Origin of the sequence: Streptomyces sp. NPDC002564 (assembly GCF_042889645.1) — a bacterium.
Classification (GTDB): Bacteria; Actinomycetota; Actinomycetes; order Streptomycetales; family Streptomycetaceae; genus Streptomyces.
The window spans coordinates 115,295-134,528 of the sequence record NZ_JBIARE010000009.1; the positions used below are offsets into that span (position 1 = coordinate 115,295).

Consider the following 19,234-nt stretch of genomic DNA (forward strand, 5'->3'; position numbering starts at 1 on the left):
CGCGCCGATCCGCGGGCCGGGCCCGCCGCGCCCCGTGACGGAAGCGGCAGGCCCGGCCCGTGCCGGGCCGCGGGTCGGCTCCTTGTGCGGGAACGGCTCCCGGCGTGGGGGATCAGCCCTCGAACGGAGTGAGGACGAAGAGCGGGATCTCCCGGGTCGTCTTCTCCTGGTACTCGGCGTAGGACGGCCAGACCTCCACCGCCCGCTCCCACCAGCGGTCCCGCTCCTCGCCGGAGACGACCCGCGCGCGGTAGTCCTTCTTCACGGGGCCGTCCTGCAGCTCCACATGGGAGTTCGCGACCAGGTTGTGGTACCAGGCGGGGTTCGCGGGGTCGCCGCCCTTGGACGCGACCACGGCGTACTCCCCGTCGTGCTCGACGCGCATCAGGGGGTTCTTGCGGAGCTTCCCGCTCTTGGCGCCGACGGAGGTCAGCACGATCACCGGAGCGCCTTGCAGGGTCGTCCCCTCCTTCCCGCCTGAGCTCTCGTACAACGCGGCTTGCTTGCTGGCCCAGTCCCACGTACCGGGCTCGTATTCACCAGTCAGAGGCATGTCCCGTCCAACGCCCCGCTCTCACTGATTGTTCCCCTCCGGTGACGGATGGTTCGTTCGGCCGAACCGCCGGGCCGGACGCCGACGTACACCTGGGCATCCGGCGCCCGTATGCGGCGCAAGGGCCTGAAATAATCCGGCGGGAACGACATCGACGGTGACGGCGCGGGCGGCTGCCGGTCACCACCACGGCGGGGGCGGACATGGCGGGGTACGGCATACCCGAGGAGTATCTCGACGGTTACGCCGACATCCTGGCCGCCGCCTCGGTGACGGGACGCAGGCTGACCCGCGACGAGTTGCACTCGCGGCGGGCGCTGGGGGAGCGGGCGGCCGAGGCGGGGCTCGGGCTGCGGGCGCTGGTGGGCGCGCACCTGGCGGCGACCCGGGCGCACTGGCCCACCGCGCGGTCGGTGTCCCCGGACAGCGTCCTTGCCGTCGCCGAACAGGCCGTGGACGCGCTCGCCGAAGGGTACGAACGGGCCCAGCGGCTCGCGGTCCGCCGGGAGGAGGCCGCCCGGCGGGAGTTCATCGACGACCTGCTGCACGGACGCAGCGACCTCGGCCTGCTCGCCGAGCGCGCGGAGCGCTTCGGACTCCGGCTCTCCTCCGCACACGCGGTCGCCGTCGCCCGGGGCGCGCGGGGGTACGAGGACGGGGACGCCGTGCCCCGCGAGGTCGAGCGTGCCCTGACCGGCCGGTTCGGGGACCGCAGCGTCCTGCTCACCACGAAGGAGGGCCTCCTGGTGTGCATCGCCCCCGGCGACCAGGACGAGGTTCTCGCCTTCTTCGCCAAGCACGCCTACGCCGCCACGGACGGCGGCCGCGTCGTCATCGGCCGCCCGCAACAGGGCCCGGGCGGCGTCGTCCAGTCGTACGAGGAAGCACTCAACGCCCTCGACCTCGCCGACCGGCTCGAACTGACCGAGCCCGTGCTGCGCGCCGCCGACCTGCTGGTCTACCCCGTGCTCACCCGGGACCGGCAGGCGATGGCCGATCTGGTGGTCCACACGCTCGGTCCGCTGCGGCAGGCGCGCGGCGGGGCGCAGCCCCTCATCGACACGCTGACCGCGTTCTTCGACGCGGGCTGCGTCGCGGCCGAGGCGGCCCGCCGCCTCTCACTGAGCGTGCGGGCCCTGACGTACCGCCTGGAGCGCATCCACCAGCTCACCGGCGTCAACCCGGCCGATCCGGTGCACCGCTACACCCTGCAGACGGCAGTGATCGGCGCCCGCCTCCTCGACTGGCCCGACCAGCCGTTCTGAGCGTGCCGCACGGCCGGGGCGGACCGTCCGGTGGTCGGAATTCCCCCTGCGGAGGGCGGGCCGTTCCTGCGAGGATCCGGGGATGCCGATCGCTCAGCTCTCCTCCGGGATGTCGCTCGCCTACGACACGTTCGGGGACCCCGCCGACCCGCCCGTGCTGCTCGTGATGGGCTTCGGTTCCCAGATGATCGCCTGGCACGAGGACTTCTGCCGGGCGCTGGCCGACCGGGGCCGGCATGTCATCCGCTACGACAACCGCGACTGCGGGCTGTCCACCGGGTTCGAGGAACACCCCGTCGACCTGGGGCGGTTCATCGCCGCGGTGAGCTCGGGCGACCTCGCCGCGGCCCGCGCCATGGTGCCGTACACGCTGACGGACATGGCGGCCGACGGCCTCGACCTGCTGACCGCGCTCGGCGTCGGACGTGCGCACGTCGTCGGGTCGTCGATGGGCGGCATGATCGCCCAGCGGATGGCCCTCACCCGGCCTTCCCGGGTGCTGAGCCTCACGTCGATGATGTCCTCGACCGGCGAATCGGCCTACGGCGCGGCCACCCCGGAGGCCCAGGCCGTGCTGTTCGCGCCGCGGCCCACGGACCGCGAGGGATACGTGGCCGCGGCGGACCGCGAACTGGTGTGGGCCTCCAAGCGCTACGGCGACGGCGCGGCCCTGCGCGATCTGGCGGCCAGGAGCTACGACCGCGCGTACCGCCCCGCCGGTGTCGGACGGCAGCTCGGCGCGATGGTACTCGACGGCTCACGGGCCGCGGAGCTGCGGGAGCTGCGGGTGCCGACCCTGGTGATCCACGGCCTGGACGACACACTGATCACTCCGAGCGGCGGCGAGCGCACCGCCGAGCTCGTCCCGGGGGCGAGACTGCTGCTCGTCCCCGACATGGGGCACGACCGGCCGCGCGAACTGTGGCCGGAGCTCGTCGGCGCGGTGGCGGCGCACACCGAGTCGCGCACGGCGCCGCCCACGGAACCGCGCACGGCGCCGCCCCCCGAATCGCAGGTCCCACCGGCCGCGGGAGCGTCGTCCACGCCGTCCTCGGGGACGCCCGTCGCGGAGCGCTAGCCCAGCTGCGGGATCTCGATGGCCGGGCAGCGGTTCATCACCATCTCCAGGCCCGCCGCACGCGTCCTGTCGTAGGCCGGTTCGTCGACCACGCCGAGCTGGAACCAGACCGCCTGCGCGCCGGCGGCGACCGCCTCGTCGGCGACCCGGCCCGCCAGCGCGCTGTTCACGAACACGTCCACCACGTCGATCTGGAACGGCACGGCGGACAGGGACGGATAGCCCTGTTCGCCGTGGACCGTCTCCGCCTTGGGGTGGACCGGCACGACCCGCTTGCCGAAGCGCTGCAGCACGGCGGCCACGCCGTACGCGGCACGGTCGCGGTTGTTGGACAGGCCCACGACGGCCCAGGTGTCGCCGAGCTCCGTCAGGATCCTGCGCACCGATTCCTGGTCGCCGTACATGACCTGCCTCCTTCGAAAAGTCGCGGCCGGATGCCGTCAGAGCCGCGCGCGGATCAGACGTTCACACCGAAGTCCGACGCGATGCCGCGCAGCCCACTGGCATAACCCTGGCCGACGGCGCGGAATTTCCACTCCGTGCCGTGGCGGTAGAGCTCGCCGAAGACCATGGCGGTCTCCGTCGAGGCGTCCTCGGACAGGTCGTAGCGCGCGATCTCCACGCCGTCCGCCTGGTTCACGACGCGGATGAACGCGTTGCGGACCTGACCGAAGCTCTGACCGCGGTTCTCGGCGTCGTGGATCGAGACCGGAAAGACGATCTTCGAGATCTCGGCGGGCACCTGCGCGAGGTTCACCTTGACCGCCTCGTCGTCGCCCTCGCCCTCGCCGGTGAGGTTGTCGCCGGTGTGCTCCACGGAGCCGTCGGGGCTCGTGAGGTTGTTGTAGAAGACGAAGTGCTGGTCGGAGACGACCTTGCCCGACTCGTCGCAGAGCAGCGCGCTCGCGTCGAGGTCGTAGTCCGTGCCGGTGGTGGTGCGCACATCCCAGCCGAGGCCGACCAGCACGGCGGTGAGGCCCGGGGCCTCCTTGCTGAGAGAGACGTTGCCGCCCTTGGCCAGGGAAACTCCCACGATGTCCTCCTGAGGTTCAGAGTCTGAGGTTCAGCGTTCTGGTTGCTGGATTCTGGCTGCCCGAAATCTACAGGACTGTAGAAGTGGGGCCGTGCGGTGGTGTCCCGTTACGATAGGGCGCTCCCCGTCCGCCGTGGAGCACACAGAGGCTGGAGGGATTCCGGGCATGACGCACGAGGACGAGCGCGACGAGCCGCAGCCGCGGCTGCGCCGCCGCGCACAGGGCGAACTGGAGTCCCAGGTGCTCGCCGCGCTGCACGCCGCCCGTGGGCCGGTCAGTGCGGCCTGGGTGCAGCAGCGGATCGGTGGCGACCTCGCGTACACCACCGTGATGACGATCCTCACCCGCCTCCTCGCCAAGGACGTGGTCAGCCGCGAGCGCGCGGGCCGGTCGTTCGCGTGGATGCCCGCGTCGGACGAGGCCGGGCTCGCCGCCTTCCGCATGCGCAAGGTGCTCGACGGCGAGAGCGACCGCGAGGCCGTCCTCGCCAGCTTCGTCACGACGCTCACGCCCGACGACGAACAGCTCCTGCGCGACCTGCTCGGCCAGGCGGGCGCCGAGGCCGACGACTGACGCCTGATGGGGGTTCTTCGCTGATGGGCGTCTTCGTCTTCCTGCCTCTCGTGCTGCCGCTGACCGCGTGGCCGATCGCGCGCCTCGCCGAGCAGCACCTCCACCCGCGCACCGCGACCCGCCTGCTCACCGTCGTCGCCGGCGTCATGGCCCTGTGCAGCACGCTCTGCCTGGCCCTCCTCATGGTCGTCGGCACCGCCCAACTGCCGGGCAACCCCCTGCCGGACGGCTGGTCCGACCCCGAGGTGCGGGCGGCCGTGCCCTACGACGAGGTGGCGGGCAAGGTCGCGATCCCCGCGCTGCTCGCCGTGTGCGCGGCCTGTGCGCGCACGCTGTGGCGGCACGCACGGGTGCGCCGGCGAGGGCACCGTGCCCTCGTCGGGCTGCCCGGCGGCTCCGTCGCCGTCCTCGACGACACGGCCTCCTACGCCTACGCCCTGCCCTCGCGCGACGGCGGCCGGGTCGTCGTCACCACCGGCATGCTGTCCCGGCTCGCCGCACCGGAGCGCCGCGCGCTGTTCGCCCACGAGCGGGCCCATCTGTCCGCACGGCACCACCGGCACCTGATCGTCACGCAGTTGGCGGCCCGCGCCAACCCCTTCCTGCGGCCGCTGCGCACGTCCGTCGCCTATGCCGCGGAGCGGTGGGCGGACGAGGCGGCGGCCGGTGCCGTGCGCGACCGGCGGGTGGTCGCCCGTGCGATCGGCAAGGCGGCCCTGGTCTCGCGGGGCGTGCCCGCCGCGACCTTCGCCGGACTGGCGGCCCCGGGCCCCGTGCCGCGCCGCGTCGCCGCGCTGCTCGCGCCGGCGCCCGCGGTCCGGACGCGGCCCTCCGTGTTCACCGGCGTGGGGCTCGCCCTGTGGTCCGCGGCGTTCGGCACCGCCGTGTCCGCGATGTCCTCGGCGAACTCCGCGGTCACGATGGTGCTCATCCTGCGGGCGGCCACGCCGCTCTGAGAGCCGCGCGGCCGGTCCGGCGGGGCGGCGACTACAGGTCGAACTCGTGCGGCGGCAGGTCGAGCGCGAAGCACGCCTCGCGGACCACGGCCTGCTCGTCCTTGTCGAAGTCGCCGTCGGCGCCGCCGATGACGATGCCGATCTGGATCACCGCGCGGGCCTCCGCGGGCTTCTTCTTCGCCTTGGCGACCTCCTGCAGCACGCTCACCTTGCCGAACGCGAAGTCCGCGGTCAGCTTGTCCACGTACTCGTCGAAGCGGCGGCGCAGGTCGTCCGCCGGGAAGTTCTGCAACACCTCGTTCGTGCCGATGAGCTGGGCCACGCGCTGGCGCTCGGACGGGTCGACGGTGCCGTCGGCGGCCGCCACCAGTGCGCACATCGCCATGCTGGCGTCGCGGAACGCGCCGCTCTTCAGGTCGTTCTTCTTCGCCATCAGCTGCGTCTGCATCGTCGACGCGGATTCCTTGACGCGGTCCCACAGAGCCATGGGGAACTCCATAAACGTATCGATGTATCAGGGGTGTCGGCCGGGGTCCCGGTACGCTGCGCGCAGGTCCGGGCCCCCGCCAGTTTCTACAGCAGAGTAGAAACTAGCAGTCGGACCGAGAAGTTCCCGCCCAGCGGACGCCCAGCGGAAGGTGTGCGTGATGACTCCGACGGCTCAAGAACTCCTGCGGACCACGGCGACCCGCCTCGCCCCGGCCCCGGACGCGAACCCGCTCGTGCCGCGCATCGCCGAGGGGCGGGCGCGGGTGCGGACGCTCGCGCTCCTGGGCCTGGAGCAGCGGCACGTCATTCCCGCCGACCGCCGCTCCTTCCAGCATCTGGCCCGCAGGGCGGCCGAGTCCAAGGACCTGGAGTCCGCCGCCTTCTTCGACGCCCTGGCCGACGGCGAGAGCCTCGCCAGGGAGCGGCTCGCCCCGCTGCTGGACGCCTGCGGGGTCGGCAGGGACGAGGCGGCGACGTACGAACCGCAGCCGGGCTGCCAGGCCTACCCGGCGTACGTGGCCTGGCTCGCCCTGAACGGCGAGCCGACCGACGTCGTGCTCGCGCTGACCGCCAACTTCGCCGCCTGGGGCCGCAGTTGCGCGACGGTCGCCCGCGCCCTGCGCGAGCACTACGGCTTCGACGACGCGGCCTGCGGATTCTTCGACCTCTTCGCCGAGCCGGCCCCCGACCTCGACCGCCAGGCGCTCACCGCGGTCCAGACGGGCCTGGACCGCGGCCGGGTCACGGCGGCGCACCTGCGGTACGGGCGACTGGTGGCGCGCTACGAGGAGATGTTCTGGGAGACGCTGGCGAGCGGCGACGGCGCACACGGCGGCGAGGGCGGCGGGACGTCGAAGCCCTGAGCCCTCCGCGCCCTCTGCGTCCTCGACGGTCGAAAACCGCGCGCGGCAAGTTCTCCGTTCTGCCGCGGAGTTGACCCATTTGGGATCGTCCTCGCAGGGCCGTCCGGTGGCCGGGCCGGCCACCGGACAGGTGCGGTGGGTGCGGATCAGGTGCCCGGCTTGCGGCCGTAGACGAAGACGTCGTCGCCCTTGCGCAGCATGTTCCAGTACTTCACGGCGTCCTTCTTCGTCATGTTGACGCAGCCGTGGGAGCCCGGCGGGGACCAGACGCTGATGCCGACGGAGTGGAAGGCCTGGCCGCCGTCGAAGAACTGGCTGTACGGCATCGGCACGTGGTAGATGCTCGACACGTGGTCGATGTGCCGCCAGTAGACCTTCTTGAGGCCCGTACGGGTCTCGTGGCCGTTGCGGCCCGTACGGACCGGCACCGGGCCGTACTTGAGGTCCTTGCCGTCCTGGATCCAGCTGAGCTGGAGCGTCAGGTCGACGCAGGCGATGCGCCCCTTGTCGGTCGGGCACTTGCCCGCCTTGTTGGGGTTGTCGCCCACGGCCTTCTGCTTGTTCATGAGGTTCATGACGCCCCAGGTGATGCTTCCCGCATACCCGGCGTTCGGCGTGATGCCGTGCTTGGTCTGGAAGGCCTTGATGGCCTTGCAGTCGGCGGCCGACTGCTTGCCGTCCACCGTGCGGCCGAGGAACTTCTCGACCTGCTTCTGATACGGCCCGGTCTGCGTCGAGCACGACGCGGCCTGGGCGGTACCGGCCCCGAGCGCCACCGTGAGCGGTGCCACCAGCGCCGCGATCCCCAGCGCCACGGCCCCTCGTCTGCGTATGTCCCCCACTGTCGCCTGCTCCTCATTCGTCGTGCGACCGCCGTCCGCCGTCTCCGCGGAACGGATTCCACCTGCTAGACCGCACGACCGCGGGGTTCGTTGTAGGGGGAGGTGACACAGCTTTGTAACAGGCCCGCTAGGCCTGCGGGCGCGGGTCCCGCGGCAGCCGCCGTCGCTCCTCCAGTTGTCCCCGCAGCCCCCGGAGCAGCGCGTCGAGCCCCTCCTCGAACGCCTCGTCCGCACGGGCCGCCTTGCCGCCGACGTGCGTCGCGCGCAGGGCATCGGCGAGCACCGGCACGTCAGGGGCGTGGTCCGAGGGGTCGATCATCAGGGGCGGCGCGACGAGGTCGAGCGCGGAGCCGAGCAGGAACGACTCCACGGTCGTCAGCACCGTCACCAGGTGCTCCCGCGGCCAGCCGCCGCGGGCCAGCGCCGTCACCACCGCCTCGTACATCGCCAGCGTCGCCGGGGAGCTGATCGTCGTCGTGGCGAGCAGCTCGATGGCGTGGGGATGACGCGCGAACGCGTTCCGATACGAACGGGCCCACGCCGCAAGGGCATCGGGCCACGGAAGCACCGCGAAGGCCGAGACGTCCATCTCCTCGACGACCAGTCGCCGCACGGCCTCGATCACGGCGGAGCGCCCGTCCAGGTGGTTGTAGAGGGATGCGGTCCGCACGCCGAGGCGGGCGGCGAGGCGCGGCAGGCTGAACACGGCGGCACCGTCGGCGTCGATCATCGCGAGAGCCTCGCGCGCGATCAACTCCACGCCCAGCACGGGCCTTCGGGGACGCCCCCTGTCCGCCATCGCGCCGCCCCCTTTCGACCACGTGGCCTCTTCCCAGACGCTTCCCCCGCACAGTACGGTCCTGGCAGCCCGGACTAAAGGGTTTAGTTTTCCGTCGTCGCAACGGCGCGACGACGGAGGGGTGCGCCGTGGCGCCCGACGATCACTTCGCTGTTCCGGCTGTTCCGCCCTCGCCTGTGCCTGCGACCCCAGGAGTACACGCGTGACCGCATCCATCCCCAGCCCCTCGGCTCCCGCTGAGGCCCCGCAAGGCCTCAGCGGCGGGGCCATCGGCACCGGCGACCTGGTCTTCTTCGTGGTGGCGGCCGCCGCGCCGCTGACCGTCATGGCGGGCGTGGCCCCGCTGGCCATCGGCATGGCGGGCAAGGCGGCACCGCTCGGCTACCTGCTCTCCGGGGTGCTGCTCGTCGTCTTCGCCGCCGGATTCACGGCGATGAGCCGCTTCGTGCGCAACGCGGGAGCGTTCTACGCGTACATCGGACGGGGCCTCGGACGTCCGACCGGAGCGGGCTCCGCTTACGTCGCCCTCTACGCGTACAACGCGATCGAGGTCGGCCTGCTCGCCGCCTTCGGCTGGTTCACCGAATCCGGCTTCGAGGACCTCACCGGGGTCCGGGTCGCGTGGTGGATCTGGGCGATCGCCGGGCTCGTCGCCATCGGCGTGCTCGGCTACCTCCGGGTGACGCTCAGCGCCAAGGTGCTCGGCGTGGCACTCGTCCTGGAGATCCTCGTCCTGCTCGTTCTCGAAGCGGGCATCCTCGCGGACGGGGGCGGGCCGCGGGGCCTCGACTTCGGCACCCTCTCGCCCGCCGGACTCGGCGAGTCCGGTGTCGGCGGCATGTTCGTCCTCGCGGTCGGCGCCTTCATCGGCTTCGAGGCGACCGCGATCTACGCGGAGGAGGTCCGGGACCCCGAACGCAGCGTGCCGCGCGCCACCTACCTGGCCGTCGCCTTCCTCGCGCTCTTCTACACCTTCACCGTCTGGATGATCATCAACGCGTACGGCTCCGACCGGGCCCAGGCGGTCGCGAACGGCGACGGCGGGGCCGACATGGTCTTCGCCGCCACCGAACGGTTCGCCGGGGCGTGGGCCGCCGACTCCATGCACGTGCTGATCATCACCAGCGCCTTCGCCGCCACCCTCGCCTTCCACAACGGCTCCGCCCGCTACTTCTACGCCCTGGGCAGGGAGAGCCTGCTGCCCGCCCGCCTGGGGACGGTCGCGGCGAGGACGCGGGCACCGGCCGCCGCGGTCGTCGCGCAGTCCGCGGTCGCGCTCGCGGTGGTCGTCGTCACCGTGCTCAGCGGGGCCGACCCCTACACCGTGACCTTCCTGTGGAGCAGCGGGTCCGGGATCCTCGGCGTGATGCTCATGCAGGCACTCGCCGCGCTCGCCGTGTACGGGTTCTTCCGCGGCGACCGGCGCGGGCTGCCCGCCTGGCGGGTGGCCGCGGCCCCGCTGCTGGCCTGCGCGGGGCTCGCCGTCATGATCGTCCTCGTCTGCGCCAACCTCGACCTGCTCACCGGAGCGTCGAACACGGTGAACGCGGCCCTGATCGCGCCGCTGCCCGTCCTCTTCGCGGCCGGTGTGGTGCTCGCGCTACGGATCAGACGGCGCACTCCGGCGGCATACGAGCGACTCACCACGGTGGACGCCGAGCGGATCCCCGTACAGGACATCGGTACCGGCACCACGAGCGCAGGCACGCGCGCAAGGAGGCAGTGACAGCATGACGGCGACCACCCTGGTCTTCCTCGGCACCGTACGGACCGGCACGGCCGTCGGCGACAGCTCGGCGCTGGCCGTGCGCGACGGCCGGATCATCGCCCTCGGCGACGAGGCACGCGCCCTCGCCGGGACCGCGGACGAGGTCGTCGACATCGGCGACGGGCTGCTGATGGCCGCCTTCGGGGACGGGCACGCACACCCGCTCTTCGGCGGCCTGGAGAGCTTCGGGCCGCAGATCAAGGAGCTGGAGTCCGTCGACGCGATCGTCCTCGAAGTCGGGCGGTGGGCGAAGGAACATCCCGAGGCGGAGTGGATCGTCGGTGCTTCGTACGACCCCGCGCTCGCGCCCGACGGGGAATTCGACGCCCGCTGGCTGGACGCCGCGGTCGGCGACCGGCCCGTCGTGCTGCGGGCCCACGACTACCACACGGTGTGGTGCAACACCGAGGCGCTGCGCAGGGCCGGGGTCACCGGGACGACCCCGGAGCCGCGCCTCGGCTGGATCGTGCGCCGTGCGGACGGCACGCCCCTAGGGACGCTCCGCGAGTGGCACGCCTGCGACCTCGTGCTCGACCAGGTGCCCGCGCGCCCGGTGGACGACCTGGTGGAGGCGGTGCGCCGGGCGGGACGCGCGTACGCGCGCGCGGGCATCACCTGGGTGCAGGACGCCTGGGTCGAACCGGAGATGGCCGACGCCTACCTCGCCGCCGCCCGGCGCGGGGCCCTGACCGTCCGCGTCGACCTGGCCCAGCGTGCCGACCCGGACCGCTGGCGCGCGCAGCGCGAGCCGTTCGCGGCGACCCGCGCGCGCGTGGCCGCCGAGGGCGGGGACCTGCTCTCCGCGCGGACGGTGAAGTTCTTCAGCGACGGCGTCGTCGAGGGCGGCACGGCCGCCATGCTCGCCCCCTACCTGGACGCGCCGCACAGCTGCGGCATGCCGGTGTGGGAGCCGGACGCGCTCGCCGAGGCGGTGCGGGCCTTCGACGCCGACGGCTTCCAGATCCACATCCACGCCATCGGGGACGCGGGCGTGCGCGCCGCGCTCGACGCCGTCGAGGCCGCGGGCGAGGCCAACCCGCCCTGGGACCGGCGCCCGGTCATCACCCACGTCCAGGTCGTCGACCCCGCCGACCTGCCCCGCTTCGCCGCGCTCGGCGTCATCGCCAACTTCGAGCCGCTGTGGGCGCAGCCCGACCCGCTCCAGACCGAGCTGTCCGTCCCGCGCATCGGCGAGGAGCGGGCCCGGCTCCAGTACCCGATGGGGGAGCTGGCGCACGACGGCGTACGGCTGTCCTTCGGGAGCGACTGGCCCGTGAGCTCGCACGTCCCGCTGGAGGGCATCCAAGTCGCCGTCACCCGGCGCACGTTCGCGGGCGAGCCCGCCGGGGGCTGGCTCCCGCACCAGCGGCTCACCGTCGAGCAGGCGCTGACGGCCGCCACGGCCGGGGTGGCCCACCAGGCGGGGGCCGACGACCGTCTCGCGCCGGTGCCCGGGGCGCCCGCCGATCTCGTCCTGCTCTCCGCGGACCCGCGCGCGGGCGACCCGATGGACATCCGCCACGCGCGCGTGCTCGGCACGTGGCTGGGCGGCAGGCCCACCTACCGGGCCGGGGAGGAGTAACCACGGCCGTCAGGCCCCCGGCTGTCAGCGCAGCACGATGGCGGTGGCCGCGATCCCGTTCCGCACGATCCAGCGACCGGAGAACTCCTTGAGCTCGGCGCCCGCCACCACCGGGCCCTCGACCAGCAGCCGCGCGGTGAACGTGCCGGCCGGGTCCAGCTCCACCCGGGCGTCCTCGAAGCCGAGCCAGCGCCCCGTCAGCGGGAACCACGTCTTGTAGACGGACTCCTTCGCGCTGAACAGCAGCCGGTCCCAGGGCGTGGCCCGGTGCCGGGCCCCCAGCGCGGCGAGCGCGGCACGTTCCGTCTCGTCGGCCACCAGGTTCAGCACGTCCGGGTCCCGCAGCGGCTCGCCCGGCTCCGCGTCGATGCCGACCGAGGTCACCTCGCCCGCGCGCGCGACAACCGCCGCCCGGTAGCCGGCGCAGTGCGTCATGCTGCCGACGACCCCGTCCGGCCAGCCCGGCGCGCCCCGCTGCCCGGGCAGGATCGGCGCGGGCGGGACGCCGATGCGGGCCAGGGCGGTGCGGGCGCAGTGCCGCACCGTGGTGAACTCGTCGCGCCGCTTGGCCACCGCGTTCGCCACCACCGCCGCCTCCTCGGGAAAGAGGACGGCGTCGGCCGGGTCGTGGTGGGTCTCGACGACGGTGACGGGCACGTCGGCGAGCAGGGCCGCCAAGGGACCCGCCGACTCCGGGGATTGGCGCACGGGTATCGAAGGTGACGTCACGAGGGATCACGGTACCGGGCGGGCCGCACGGGCGTGCGGGCTGTGGCCCACGCCACCCGGCCGCCCTCCCGGGTGCGACCGGCCGCCGACGAGCGCCTACGCTGGCGTGATGCAGGACGAGTACCGCACAGTGGCCCGTGAGGGCGTGCACGAGACCGAGATCAACCGCTCGCGCTTCCTGTGCGCCCTGGCACCCGCGGCCACCGAGCGGGAGGCCCAGGACTTCGTCGCGCGCGTCCGCAAGGAACACCCGACCGCGAGCCACAACTGCTTCGCCTACGTCATCGGCGCGGACGCCTCCGTGCAGAAGGCCAGCGACGACGGCGAGCCCGGCGGCACCGCGGGCGTCCCGATGCTGCAGATGCTGATGCGGCGCGACATGCGGTACGTGGTCGCGGTCGTGACCCGCTACTACGGGGGCGTCAAGCTCGGCGCGGGCGGACTGATCCGCGCCTACGGAGGAGCGGTCGGCGAGGCACTCGACACGCTCGGCACGGTCACCCGCCGCCGCTTCCGCCTCGCCACCGTCACCGTCGACCACCAGCGGGCGGGCAAGATCCAGAACGACCTGCGGGCATCGGGCCGCGCGGTGCGCGACGTCCGCTACGGGGACGCCGTCACGATCGAGATCGGGCTGCCCGACGCCGACGTGGACGCCTTCCGCGGGTGGCTGGCCGACGCCACCGCCGGCAGCGCCACGTTCGAGCTCGGGGGAGAGGCGTACGGCGACGCCTGACACGAGCGGACCCGCACGCGTTACGGGAGTGCCCGCCCGTGATGTCCGACCCGCCCGTTAGTCTCGTGAATCATGAGGCTGCTGCACACGTCCGACTGGCACCTGGGGCGATCGTTCCACCGCGTGAACATGCTCGACGCCCAGGCCGCGTTCATCGCCCACCTGGTGGCGACCGTGCGCGAGCACGCCGTGGACGCCGTGGTGGTGTCCGGTGACGTGTACGACAGGGCGGTGCCGCCGCTCGCGGCCGTCGAGCTCTTCGACGACGCGCTGCACCGCCTCGCCGATCTCGGCGTGCCGACGGTCATGATCTCCGGGAACCACGACTCGGCACGCCGCCTCGGCGTCGGCGCCGGTCTCATCGACCGCGCCGGCATCCACCTGCGCACCGACCCGGCGGCCTGCGCGGACCCCGTCGTCCTCGCCGACGCCCACGGCGACGTGGCGTTCTACGGCCTGCCCTACCTCGAACCCGCCCTGGTCAAGGACGAGTTCCGGGTCGAAAGGGCCGGGCACGAGGCGGTCCTCGGCGCCGCCATGGACCGCGTCAGGGCCGACCTCGCCGGCCGCGCCCCCGGCACCCGCTCCGTCGTCCTCGCCCACGCCTTCGTCACCGGCGGCCAGGCCAGCGACAGCGAGCGCGACATCACCGTCGGCGGGGTCGCCGCCGTGCCCGCCGCGGTCTTCGACGGCGTCGACTACGCGGCGCTCGGCCACCTGCACGGCAGCCAGACCCTCGCCCCGCGCGTGCGCTACTCCGGTTCCCCGCTGCCGTACTCCTTCTCCGAGGCCGACCACCGCAAGAGCATGTGGCTCGTCGACCTCGGCCCCGACGGGGACGTCACGGCGGAGCGCGTCGACTGTCCGGTGCCGCGCCCGCTCGCCCGCATCAGGGGCACCCTCGACGAGCTGCTCGCCGACCCGGCGCTCACCCCGCACGAGGACGCGTGGGTGGAGGCCACCCTGACCGACGCGGTGCGCCCCGACGACCCGATGGCCCGGCTGTGCGAGCGCTTCCCGCACACCCTCAGTCTCGTCTTCGACCCCGACCGGGCCCCCGACGACCCGGACGTCTCGTACGCCCAGCGGCTGCGGGGCCGCACCGACCAGCAGATCGCCGAGGACTTCGTGACCCATGTGCGCGGCGCCGGACCCGACGCGGCGGAGCAGGACGTGCTGCGCGCGGCGTTCGACGCGGTCCGCACCGACGACACGCTGCGCGAGGTGGCCCGATGAGGCTCCACCGGCTCCGCGTCACGGCCTTCGGGCCCTTCGGCGGCACCCAGGACATCGACTTCGACGACCTGAGCGCCGCCGGCCTCTTCCTGCTGCACGGCCCGACAGGAGCGGGCAAGACCTCCGTCCTGGACGCCGTGTGCTACGCGCTCTACGGCTCGGTGCCCGGCGCCCGGCAGGGCTCCGGGCAGGGCATGACGCTGCGCAGCGACCACGCCCAGCAGGGCACCCGCACGGAAGTCCGGCTCGAACTGACCGTCGCAGGACGCCGCTTGGAGGTCACCCGGCAGCCCCCGTGGGAGCGCCCCAAGAAGCGCGGCACGGGCACCACCACGGAGAAGGCGCAGAGCTGGCTGCGCGAGTACGACGCCGCGGCACCGCCGAAGGGCGACGCGGCCGACGCGGGAGCCGGGGCATGGCAGGACCTGAGCCGCTCCCACCAGGAGATCGGCGAGGAGATCACGCAGCTGCTCGGCATGAGCAAGGAGCAGTTCTGCCAGGTCGTCCTCCTGCCCCAGGGCGACTTCGCCCGCTTCCTGCGCGCGGACGCCGAGGCGCGCGGCAAGCTCCTCGGACGGCTCTTCGACACGCGCAGGTTCGCCGCCGTCGAGCAGCGGCTCGCCGACCAGCGGCGCAGCGGCGAGGCCGAGGTCAAGGACGGTGACGCCGCGCTTCTCGCCGACGCCCACCGCATGCAGCAGGCCGCGGGCGACGGCCGCGGGGGCGCCGAGTGGCCGCTGCCCGACGTGGCCCCCGGCGACCCCGGCCTCGCGGACGCCGTCCTCACCTGGGCCGCCGTGGCCCGGGCGGGGGCGCGGGAGCGCCTCACCGTCGCGGACTGCGCCCTCACGGCCGCCGAATCCGCCCGGGCCGGCGCGGAGCGCCGCCTGGGGGACGTCCGCGAACTGGACCGGCTGCAGGGCCGGTTCGCCGAGGCGCAGGCGCGCGCCGCGCAGCTCCACGCGCGCGAAGGCGAACAGCGCGACCTCGTGGAACGGCTGGAGCGGGCCCGCAAGGCCGACTCCGTCGCCCCCGCCCTCGGCCTGCGCGACACCGCCGACGCCGAGCACCGCCGCGCCGCGGAGGCGGAGGCACACGCGCGTGGCCGTCTGCCCGAGACGTTCGCCGGATCAGGCGCCGCCGGCCTGGCCGCCGCCGCGCGCACGGCGGCCGAGGAGCTGGGCGGCCTCGCGTCGGCCCGGCGCGCCGAGGTACGCGTCACCGAGATCACCGCCGAGCGCACCGCGCTGGACCGTCAGGAGCGCGCCGACGACGAGCTGCTCCAGGACGCCGGAGGCTGGCTCGAGGGCTGGGAGGAGCGGCGCGGCACGCTCCAGGAGCGCATCGAGTCCGCCCAGGAGGCCGCGACCCGGGCCGAGCGCGTCGCGGGCCGCCTCGAACCGGCCCAGGCCCGCCTGGACGCGGCCCGCCGCCGCGACCGGCTCGCCCGGGACGCGGCGGCCGCGCAGGAACGCGCCCTGGCCGCCCGCGAGTCCGCCACCACCGCCCACGAGCACTGGCTCGCCCTCAAGGAGCAGCGCCTCACCGGCATCGCCGCCGAACTGGCCGCACACCTCACCGACGGCGAGCCGTGCGCGGTGTGCGGCGCGACCGACCACCCCGCGCCCGCCCGCAAGGTCGCCGGGCACGTGGACCGCCGGGCCGAGGAGGCGGCCCTCGCCGCGCACCGCCGCGCGGACGAGTCCCGCGCCGACGCCGAGCGCGCCCTGGGGGACGTACGGGAATCCCTGGCGGCGGCGACGGAATCCGCGCGCGGCGGCGCCGGGCAGGACTCCGAAGAAGGACCTGCCGCCGCGGACCACCGGGCGTCCGGAGGCCGGACCGTGGCGTCCGCCGACACCGACCCCACCGTCGACGAACTCGCTGCGGCCGTCGACGCGTTGCGCCGGGCCTACACCGAGGCGCGTGACCGTGCCTCCGGGCTGCACGCCGCCCGCGAGGCGCTGGCCCAGGCCGAGCGCGAGTACGACCGCAGGCTCGCCGGACAGCAGGAGGCCGAACGGCGCGCAGCGTCCCGCGCGACCCTGCGCGACGCCTTGCAGCGGGAACAGGACGCTCTGGACGCCGAGTTGACCCGCGCGCGCGGGACCGCGGGCAGCGTCGCCGTCCGCGCCGACCAGTTGGAGCGGCAGGCCGCGCTGCTCACCGAGGCCGCGGACGCCGCACGTGCCGCCGACGACACCGCCGAGCGCCTCAAGGACGCGGACGCCCGGCTCGCCGACGCGGCCTTCCGCGCCGGGTTCGACACACCGGCCGCGGCTGCCGACGCCCTCCTCGACGACGTCCGTTACCGCGAGCTGCAGCACCGCATCGACGCCTGGCGCAACGACGAGGCCGCGGTGCGTTCCGTGCTCGCCGAGCCGGACACGGCGGCTGCCGCACAGCGGCCGCCCGCCGACCTGGCCGCCGCGCGCGCCGAGGCCGAGGGCGCGGGCCGGCGCCTGCGTGACGCCGCCTCCGCGCGGGACGGCGCCGCCCAGCGGTGCGCGGAGCTCGACCGGCTCTCCGCGCGGGCCGCCACCGGCCTGCGCAGGCTGGCGCCGCTGCGGGCCGCGCACGACCGGGTGGCGCGGCTGGCCGGCCTCGCCGCGGGCACGTCCTCGGACAACGAACGCAGGATGCGCCTGGAGTCGTACGTGCTGGCCGCCCGCCTGGAGCAGGTGGCGGCGGCCGCGACCGTCCGGCTGCGCCGCATGTCGTCCGGGCGCTACACCCTGGTGCACTCCGACGACCGCACGGGGCGCGGCCGTTCGGGCCTCGGGCTGCACGTGGTCGACGCGTGGACGGGCCGCGAGCGCGACACGGCGACGCTCTCCGGGGGCGAGACCTTCTTCGCCTCGCTCGCCCTCGCGCTGGGACTGGCCGACGTGGTCACCGACGAGGCGGGCGGCGTGCGCCTGGACACGCTCTTCATCGACGAGGGCTTCGGCAGCCTCGACGACCAGACGCTCGACGAGGTCCTTGACGTCCTCGACGCGCTGCGCGAGCGGGACCGCAGTGTCGGCATCGTCAGCCACGTCGCGGACCTGCGCCGCCGCGTGCACGCGCAGTTGGAGGTCGTGAAGGGCCGGGACGGATCGACCGTGCGGCAGCGCGCCACGACCTGAAGGGCCCCCGGGCGCGGGACGGTCAGCGGCCCAGCGGGCGGCGGGGCAGGGGAGAGGAGTAGACGACGCTCGTCGTCACCGACCCCAGGGCCCCGATCCGTCCCGACACCTCTTCGAGGTGCTGCATCGAGCGGGCCGCGACCTTGATGACGAAGCAGTCGTCGCCGGTCACGTGGTGCGCCTCGAGTATCTCGGGGGTGACGCCGACGAGGTCGTGGAACGGCTTGTAGTTGCCGTTCGGGTAGCGCAGCCGGACGAAGGCGAGGATCGGCATGCCCAGGCGCTCGGGGTCGACGACGGCCGCGTACCCCTGGATGACACCGGCCTCCTCCAGGCGTCGCACGCGCTCCGTGACGGCGCTCGCGGACATCGACACCGCACGCGCCAGCTCCGCGTAGCTGGCGCGGCCCTCGCGCTGGAGGACATCGAGGATGCGCCAGTCCGTGGCGTCCGTGGAATAACCGGTCATGTCCGAGAGGTAACAGGCAAATCCCCGGCCGATCAAGAGGGGGGCCGGGGAAGTGTCCTGGGTCATCCGTTTTCGTCCGGGGCGGAGCCGCCCCGCACGCGCGTGTGCTCGCCGATGGCCGCCGCCATCGGCGAGCACACGCGGGCGTGATCAGACGCCGGCGATGCTCTGGATCCAGGAGCGGTACGCCGTCACGTTCGTGTACGCGGTCGTGGTCTGGCGGTCGCTGGTGGAGGCGACGCCGACCTGGGAGCCGCCCGCCATCATCGGGCCGCCCGAGTCGCCGCCCGCGGTGATGCCGTCGCCGCGCCGGGCGCAGATGGCCTGGCCCTGGTAGGCGTCACGGCAGCCGCCGGTCACGACCACGTTGGCGACCTTCAGGAGGCGGGACTGGCAGTTGATCTCGGAGCCGCACTGGGACGTGGCGCCCCAGCCGTACACCTGCACGGTCTGGCCCACCGACACCGAACCCGGGCTGCCGAGGCGTGCGTACGTGCCCGACACGGAGCGGTCGAGGCGGACCAGGGACAGGTCGGCGGAGGGGTGGCTCTGGACGCTGGTGCCGTTGGCCGTGGTGCCGCCGGAGGTCTGGTCGAGGCTGCCGATGCGGAAGGAGAGGCCGCCGCCGCTGACGCAGTGCTTGGCGGTGAGGATCCAGGTCGGGGCGATGATCGTGGCGCTACAGGTCTGCTGGCCGTTGGAGAACAGCCGGGCCGCCCAGGGGGCGTTGCCTGCGTAGCCGCCGCCGATGATCGGCCGGGGCGCGTCGACGGACGCCACCGTGGGCGCGGGCGCGCCCGCCGTGCTCTGGGCCGCTGCCGTGGGGGCGAGCCCCAGAACGGCGAGAGCGGTGGCCGCGAGCGCGGGGACGAGTCTGGATATTCGCACGTTCGTCTCCATTGTGTGGGGATGGACCGTCCTGGATGAGGACGATGCTGCATAGCTATGCAGCGGACGCGCACGGACAGGAGGCGGGTATCCCCTGTCGAGTGCATGCCATCTACGGCAGGGGTGAATCTGGCAGAGGTCTCGTCGGCGGCGCAAGAGGTTGAGCGCCGGAATTCCTTGCCATTGCGGCCCGGCGGCCCATGTTCGGTGCTAATCGCAGACCAGCCACGGGAGTTGACCTTGCAA

The 19,234-nt window shown here is 73.7% G+C and carries 19 protein-coding genes; 10 read left to right on the top strand and 9 right to left on the bottom strand.

All coding sequences use genetic code 11. The features are described 5' to 3' along the window. Positions 1-112: 112 nt before the first annotated feature. Positions 113-553, bottom strand: a complete 441-nt coding sequence (locus tag ACFYXE_RS28620; RefSeq protein WP_389317120.1) for a nitroreductase family deazaflavin-dependent oxidoreductase — start codon at positions 551-553, stop codon at positions 113-115. Positions 554-756: 203 nt separating this feature from the next. Here ACFYXE_RS28620 and ACFYXE_RS28625 point away from each other — a divergent pair, with 203 nt between their 5' ends. After that, positions 757-1,818: a PucR family transcriptional regulator gene (locus tag ACFYXE_RS28625; protein ID WP_389317123.1), complete on the top strand. Its 1,062-nt coding sequence runs from the start codon at positions 757-759 to the stop codon at positions 1,816-1,818. An 82-nt stretch (positions 1,819-1,900) separates the two neighbouring features. Next, complete coding sequence (locus ACFYXE_RS28630; protein WP_389317126.1) at positions 1,901-2,896, top strand: alpha/beta fold hydrolase; 996 nt, start codon at positions 1,901-1,903, stop codon at positions 2,894-2,896. On the opposite strand, the gene ACFYXE_RS28635 is transcribed toward ACFYXE_RS28630, so the two are convergent. Beyond that, entirely contained in the window at positions 2,893-3,300 is a 408-nt protein-coding gene (locus ACFYXE_RS28635) for a CoA-binding protein (protein WP_361180992.1), read from the bottom strand. The two genes, ACFYXE_RS28630 and ACFYXE_RS28635, sit on opposite strands and share 4 nt — an antisense overlap. A gap of 53 nt (positions 3,301-3,353) precedes the next feature. Next, complete coding sequence (locus ACFYXE_RS28640; protein WP_361180991.1) at positions 3,354-3,929, bottom strand: TerD family protein; 576 nt, start codon at positions 3,927-3,929, stop codon at positions 3,354-3,356. 166 nt (positions 3,930-4,095) lie between these two features. On the opposite strand from ACFYXE_RS28640, the gene ACFYXE_RS28645 reads away from it, so the two are divergent. Both ACFYXE_RS28645 and ACFYXE_RS28650 read left to right on the top strand, forming a co-directional pair. Beyond that, a complete protein-coding gene (locus tag ACFYXE_RS28645; RefSeq protein WP_389317131.1) occupies positions 4,096-4,503 on the top strand; it encodes a BlaI/MecI/CopY family transcriptional regulator in 408 nt (135 codons plus the stop codon). Positions 4,504-4,526: 23 nt separating this feature from the next. Beyond that, on the top strand, positions 4,527-5,459 hold the full coding sequence (locus ACFYXE_RS28650) for a M56 family metallopeptidase (RefSeq protein ID WP_389317134.1): 933 nt from the start codon (positions 4,527-4,529) through the stop codon (positions 5,457-5,459). 31 nt (positions 5,460-5,490) lie between these two features. Here the strand turns inward: ACFYXE_RS28650 and ACFYXE_RS28655 are convergent, their stop codons facing one another. Then, complete coding sequence (locus tag ACFYXE_RS28655; RefSeq protein WP_150164242.1) at positions 5,491-5,946, bottom strand: tellurite resistance TerB family protein; 456 nt, start codon at positions 5,944-5,946, stop codon at positions 5,491-5,493. Positions 5,947-6,106: 160 nt separating this feature from the next. Here ACFYXE_RS28655 and ACFYXE_RS28660 point away from each other — a divergent pair, with 160 nt between their 5' ends. Further along, on the top strand, positions 6,107-6,811 hold the full coding sequence (locus ACFYXE_RS28660; protein ID WP_389317138.1) for a transcriptional regulator: 705 nt from the start codon (positions 6,107-6,109) through the stop codon (positions 6,809-6,811). A gap of 146 nt (positions 6,812-6,957) precedes the next feature. Here ACFYXE_RS28660 and ACFYXE_RS28665 read toward each other — a convergent pair whose 3' ends face one another. Both ACFYXE_RS28665 and ACFYXE_RS28670 read right to left on the bottom strand, forming a co-directional pair. Then, positions 6,958-7,653: a L,D-transpeptidase gene (locus ACFYXE_RS28665; protein ID WP_361177483.1), complete on the bottom strand. Its 696-nt coding sequence runs from the start codon at positions 7,651-7,653 to the stop codon at positions 6,958-6,960. Between the two features lie 127 nt (positions 7,654-7,780). Continuing rightward, positions 7,781-8,452 (bottom strand): TetR/AcrR family transcriptional regulator, encoded by a 672-nt coding sequence (locus tag ACFYXE_RS28670; RefSeq protein ID WP_389317143.1) that lies wholly within the window; start codon positions 8,450-8,452, stop codon positions 7,781-7,783. Positions 8,453-8,654: 202 nt separating this feature from the next. Here ACFYXE_RS28670 and ACFYXE_RS28675 point away from each other — a divergent pair, with 202 nt between their 5' ends. Both ACFYXE_RS28675 and ACFYXE_RS28680 read left to right on the top strand, forming a co-directional pair. After that, positions 8,655-10,178, top strand: a complete 1,524-nt coding sequence (locus ACFYXE_RS28675; RefSeq protein WP_389317146.1) for an APC family permease — start codon at positions 8,655-8,657, stop codon at positions 10,176-10,178. A gap of 4 nt (positions 10,179-10,182) precedes the next feature. Then, the gene (locus ACFYXE_RS28680) at positions 10,183-11,802 is read left to right on the top strand and encodes an amidohydrolase (protein WP_389317149.1); all 1,620 of its coding nucleotides are present in this window, start codon (positions 10,183-10,185) and stop codon (positions 11,800-11,802) included. A gap of 24 nt (positions 11,803-11,826) precedes the next feature. Here the strand turns inward: ACFYXE_RS28680 and ACFYXE_RS28685 are convergent, their stop codons facing one another. After that, a complete protein-coding gene (locus ACFYXE_RS28685; protein WP_389317152.1) occupies positions 11,827-12,510 on the bottom strand; it encodes a 4'-phosphopantetheinyl transferase in 684 nt (227 codons plus the stop codon). A 130-nt stretch (positions 12,511-12,640) separates the two neighbouring features. On the opposite strand from ACFYXE_RS28685, the gene ACFYXE_RS28690 reads away from it, so the two are divergent. The 3 genes from ACFYXE_RS28690 to ACFYXE_RS28700 all read left to right on the top strand — a co-directional run bounded on the left by ACFYXE_RS28690 (position 12,641) and on the right by ACFYXE_RS28700 (position 17,631). Beyond that, entirely contained in the window at positions 12,641-13,267 is a 627-nt protein-coding gene (locus tag ACFYXE_RS28690; RefSeq protein WP_389317155.1) for a YigZ family protein, read from the top strand. A 72-nt stretch (positions 13,268-13,339) separates the two neighbouring features. Continuing rightward, on the top strand, positions 13,340-14,503 hold the full coding sequence (locus tag ACFYXE_RS28695) for an exonuclease SbcCD subunit D (RefSeq protein ID WP_389317158.1): 1,164 nt from the start codon (positions 13,340-13,342) through the stop codon (positions 14,501-14,503). Then, entirely contained in the window at positions 14,500-17,631 is a 3,132-nt protein-coding gene (locus tag ACFYXE_RS28700; protein WP_389317161.1) for an AAA family ATPase, read from the top strand. Before ACFYXE_RS28695 ends, ACFYXE_RS28700 begins: the two co-directional genes overlap by 4 nt. A 22-nt stretch (positions 17,632-17,653) precedes the next feature. Here ACFYXE_RS28700 and ACFYXE_RS28705 read toward each other — a convergent pair whose 3' ends face one another. Beyond that, the gene (locus tag ACFYXE_RS28705) at positions 17,654-18,100 is read right to left on the bottom strand and encodes an Lrp/AsnC family transcriptional regulator (RefSeq protein ID WP_361177497.1); all 447 of its coding nucleotides are present in this window, start codon (positions 18,098-18,100) and stop codon (positions 17,654-17,656) included. Positions 18,101-18,250: 150 nt separating this feature from the next. Then, positions 18,251-18,988, bottom strand: coding sequence for a trypsin-like serine protease (locus tag ACFYXE_RS28710; protein WP_361177499.1), 738 nt, complete (start codon positions 18,986-18,988; stop codon positions 18,251-18,253). Positions 18,989-19,234: the final 246 nt, after the last annotated feature.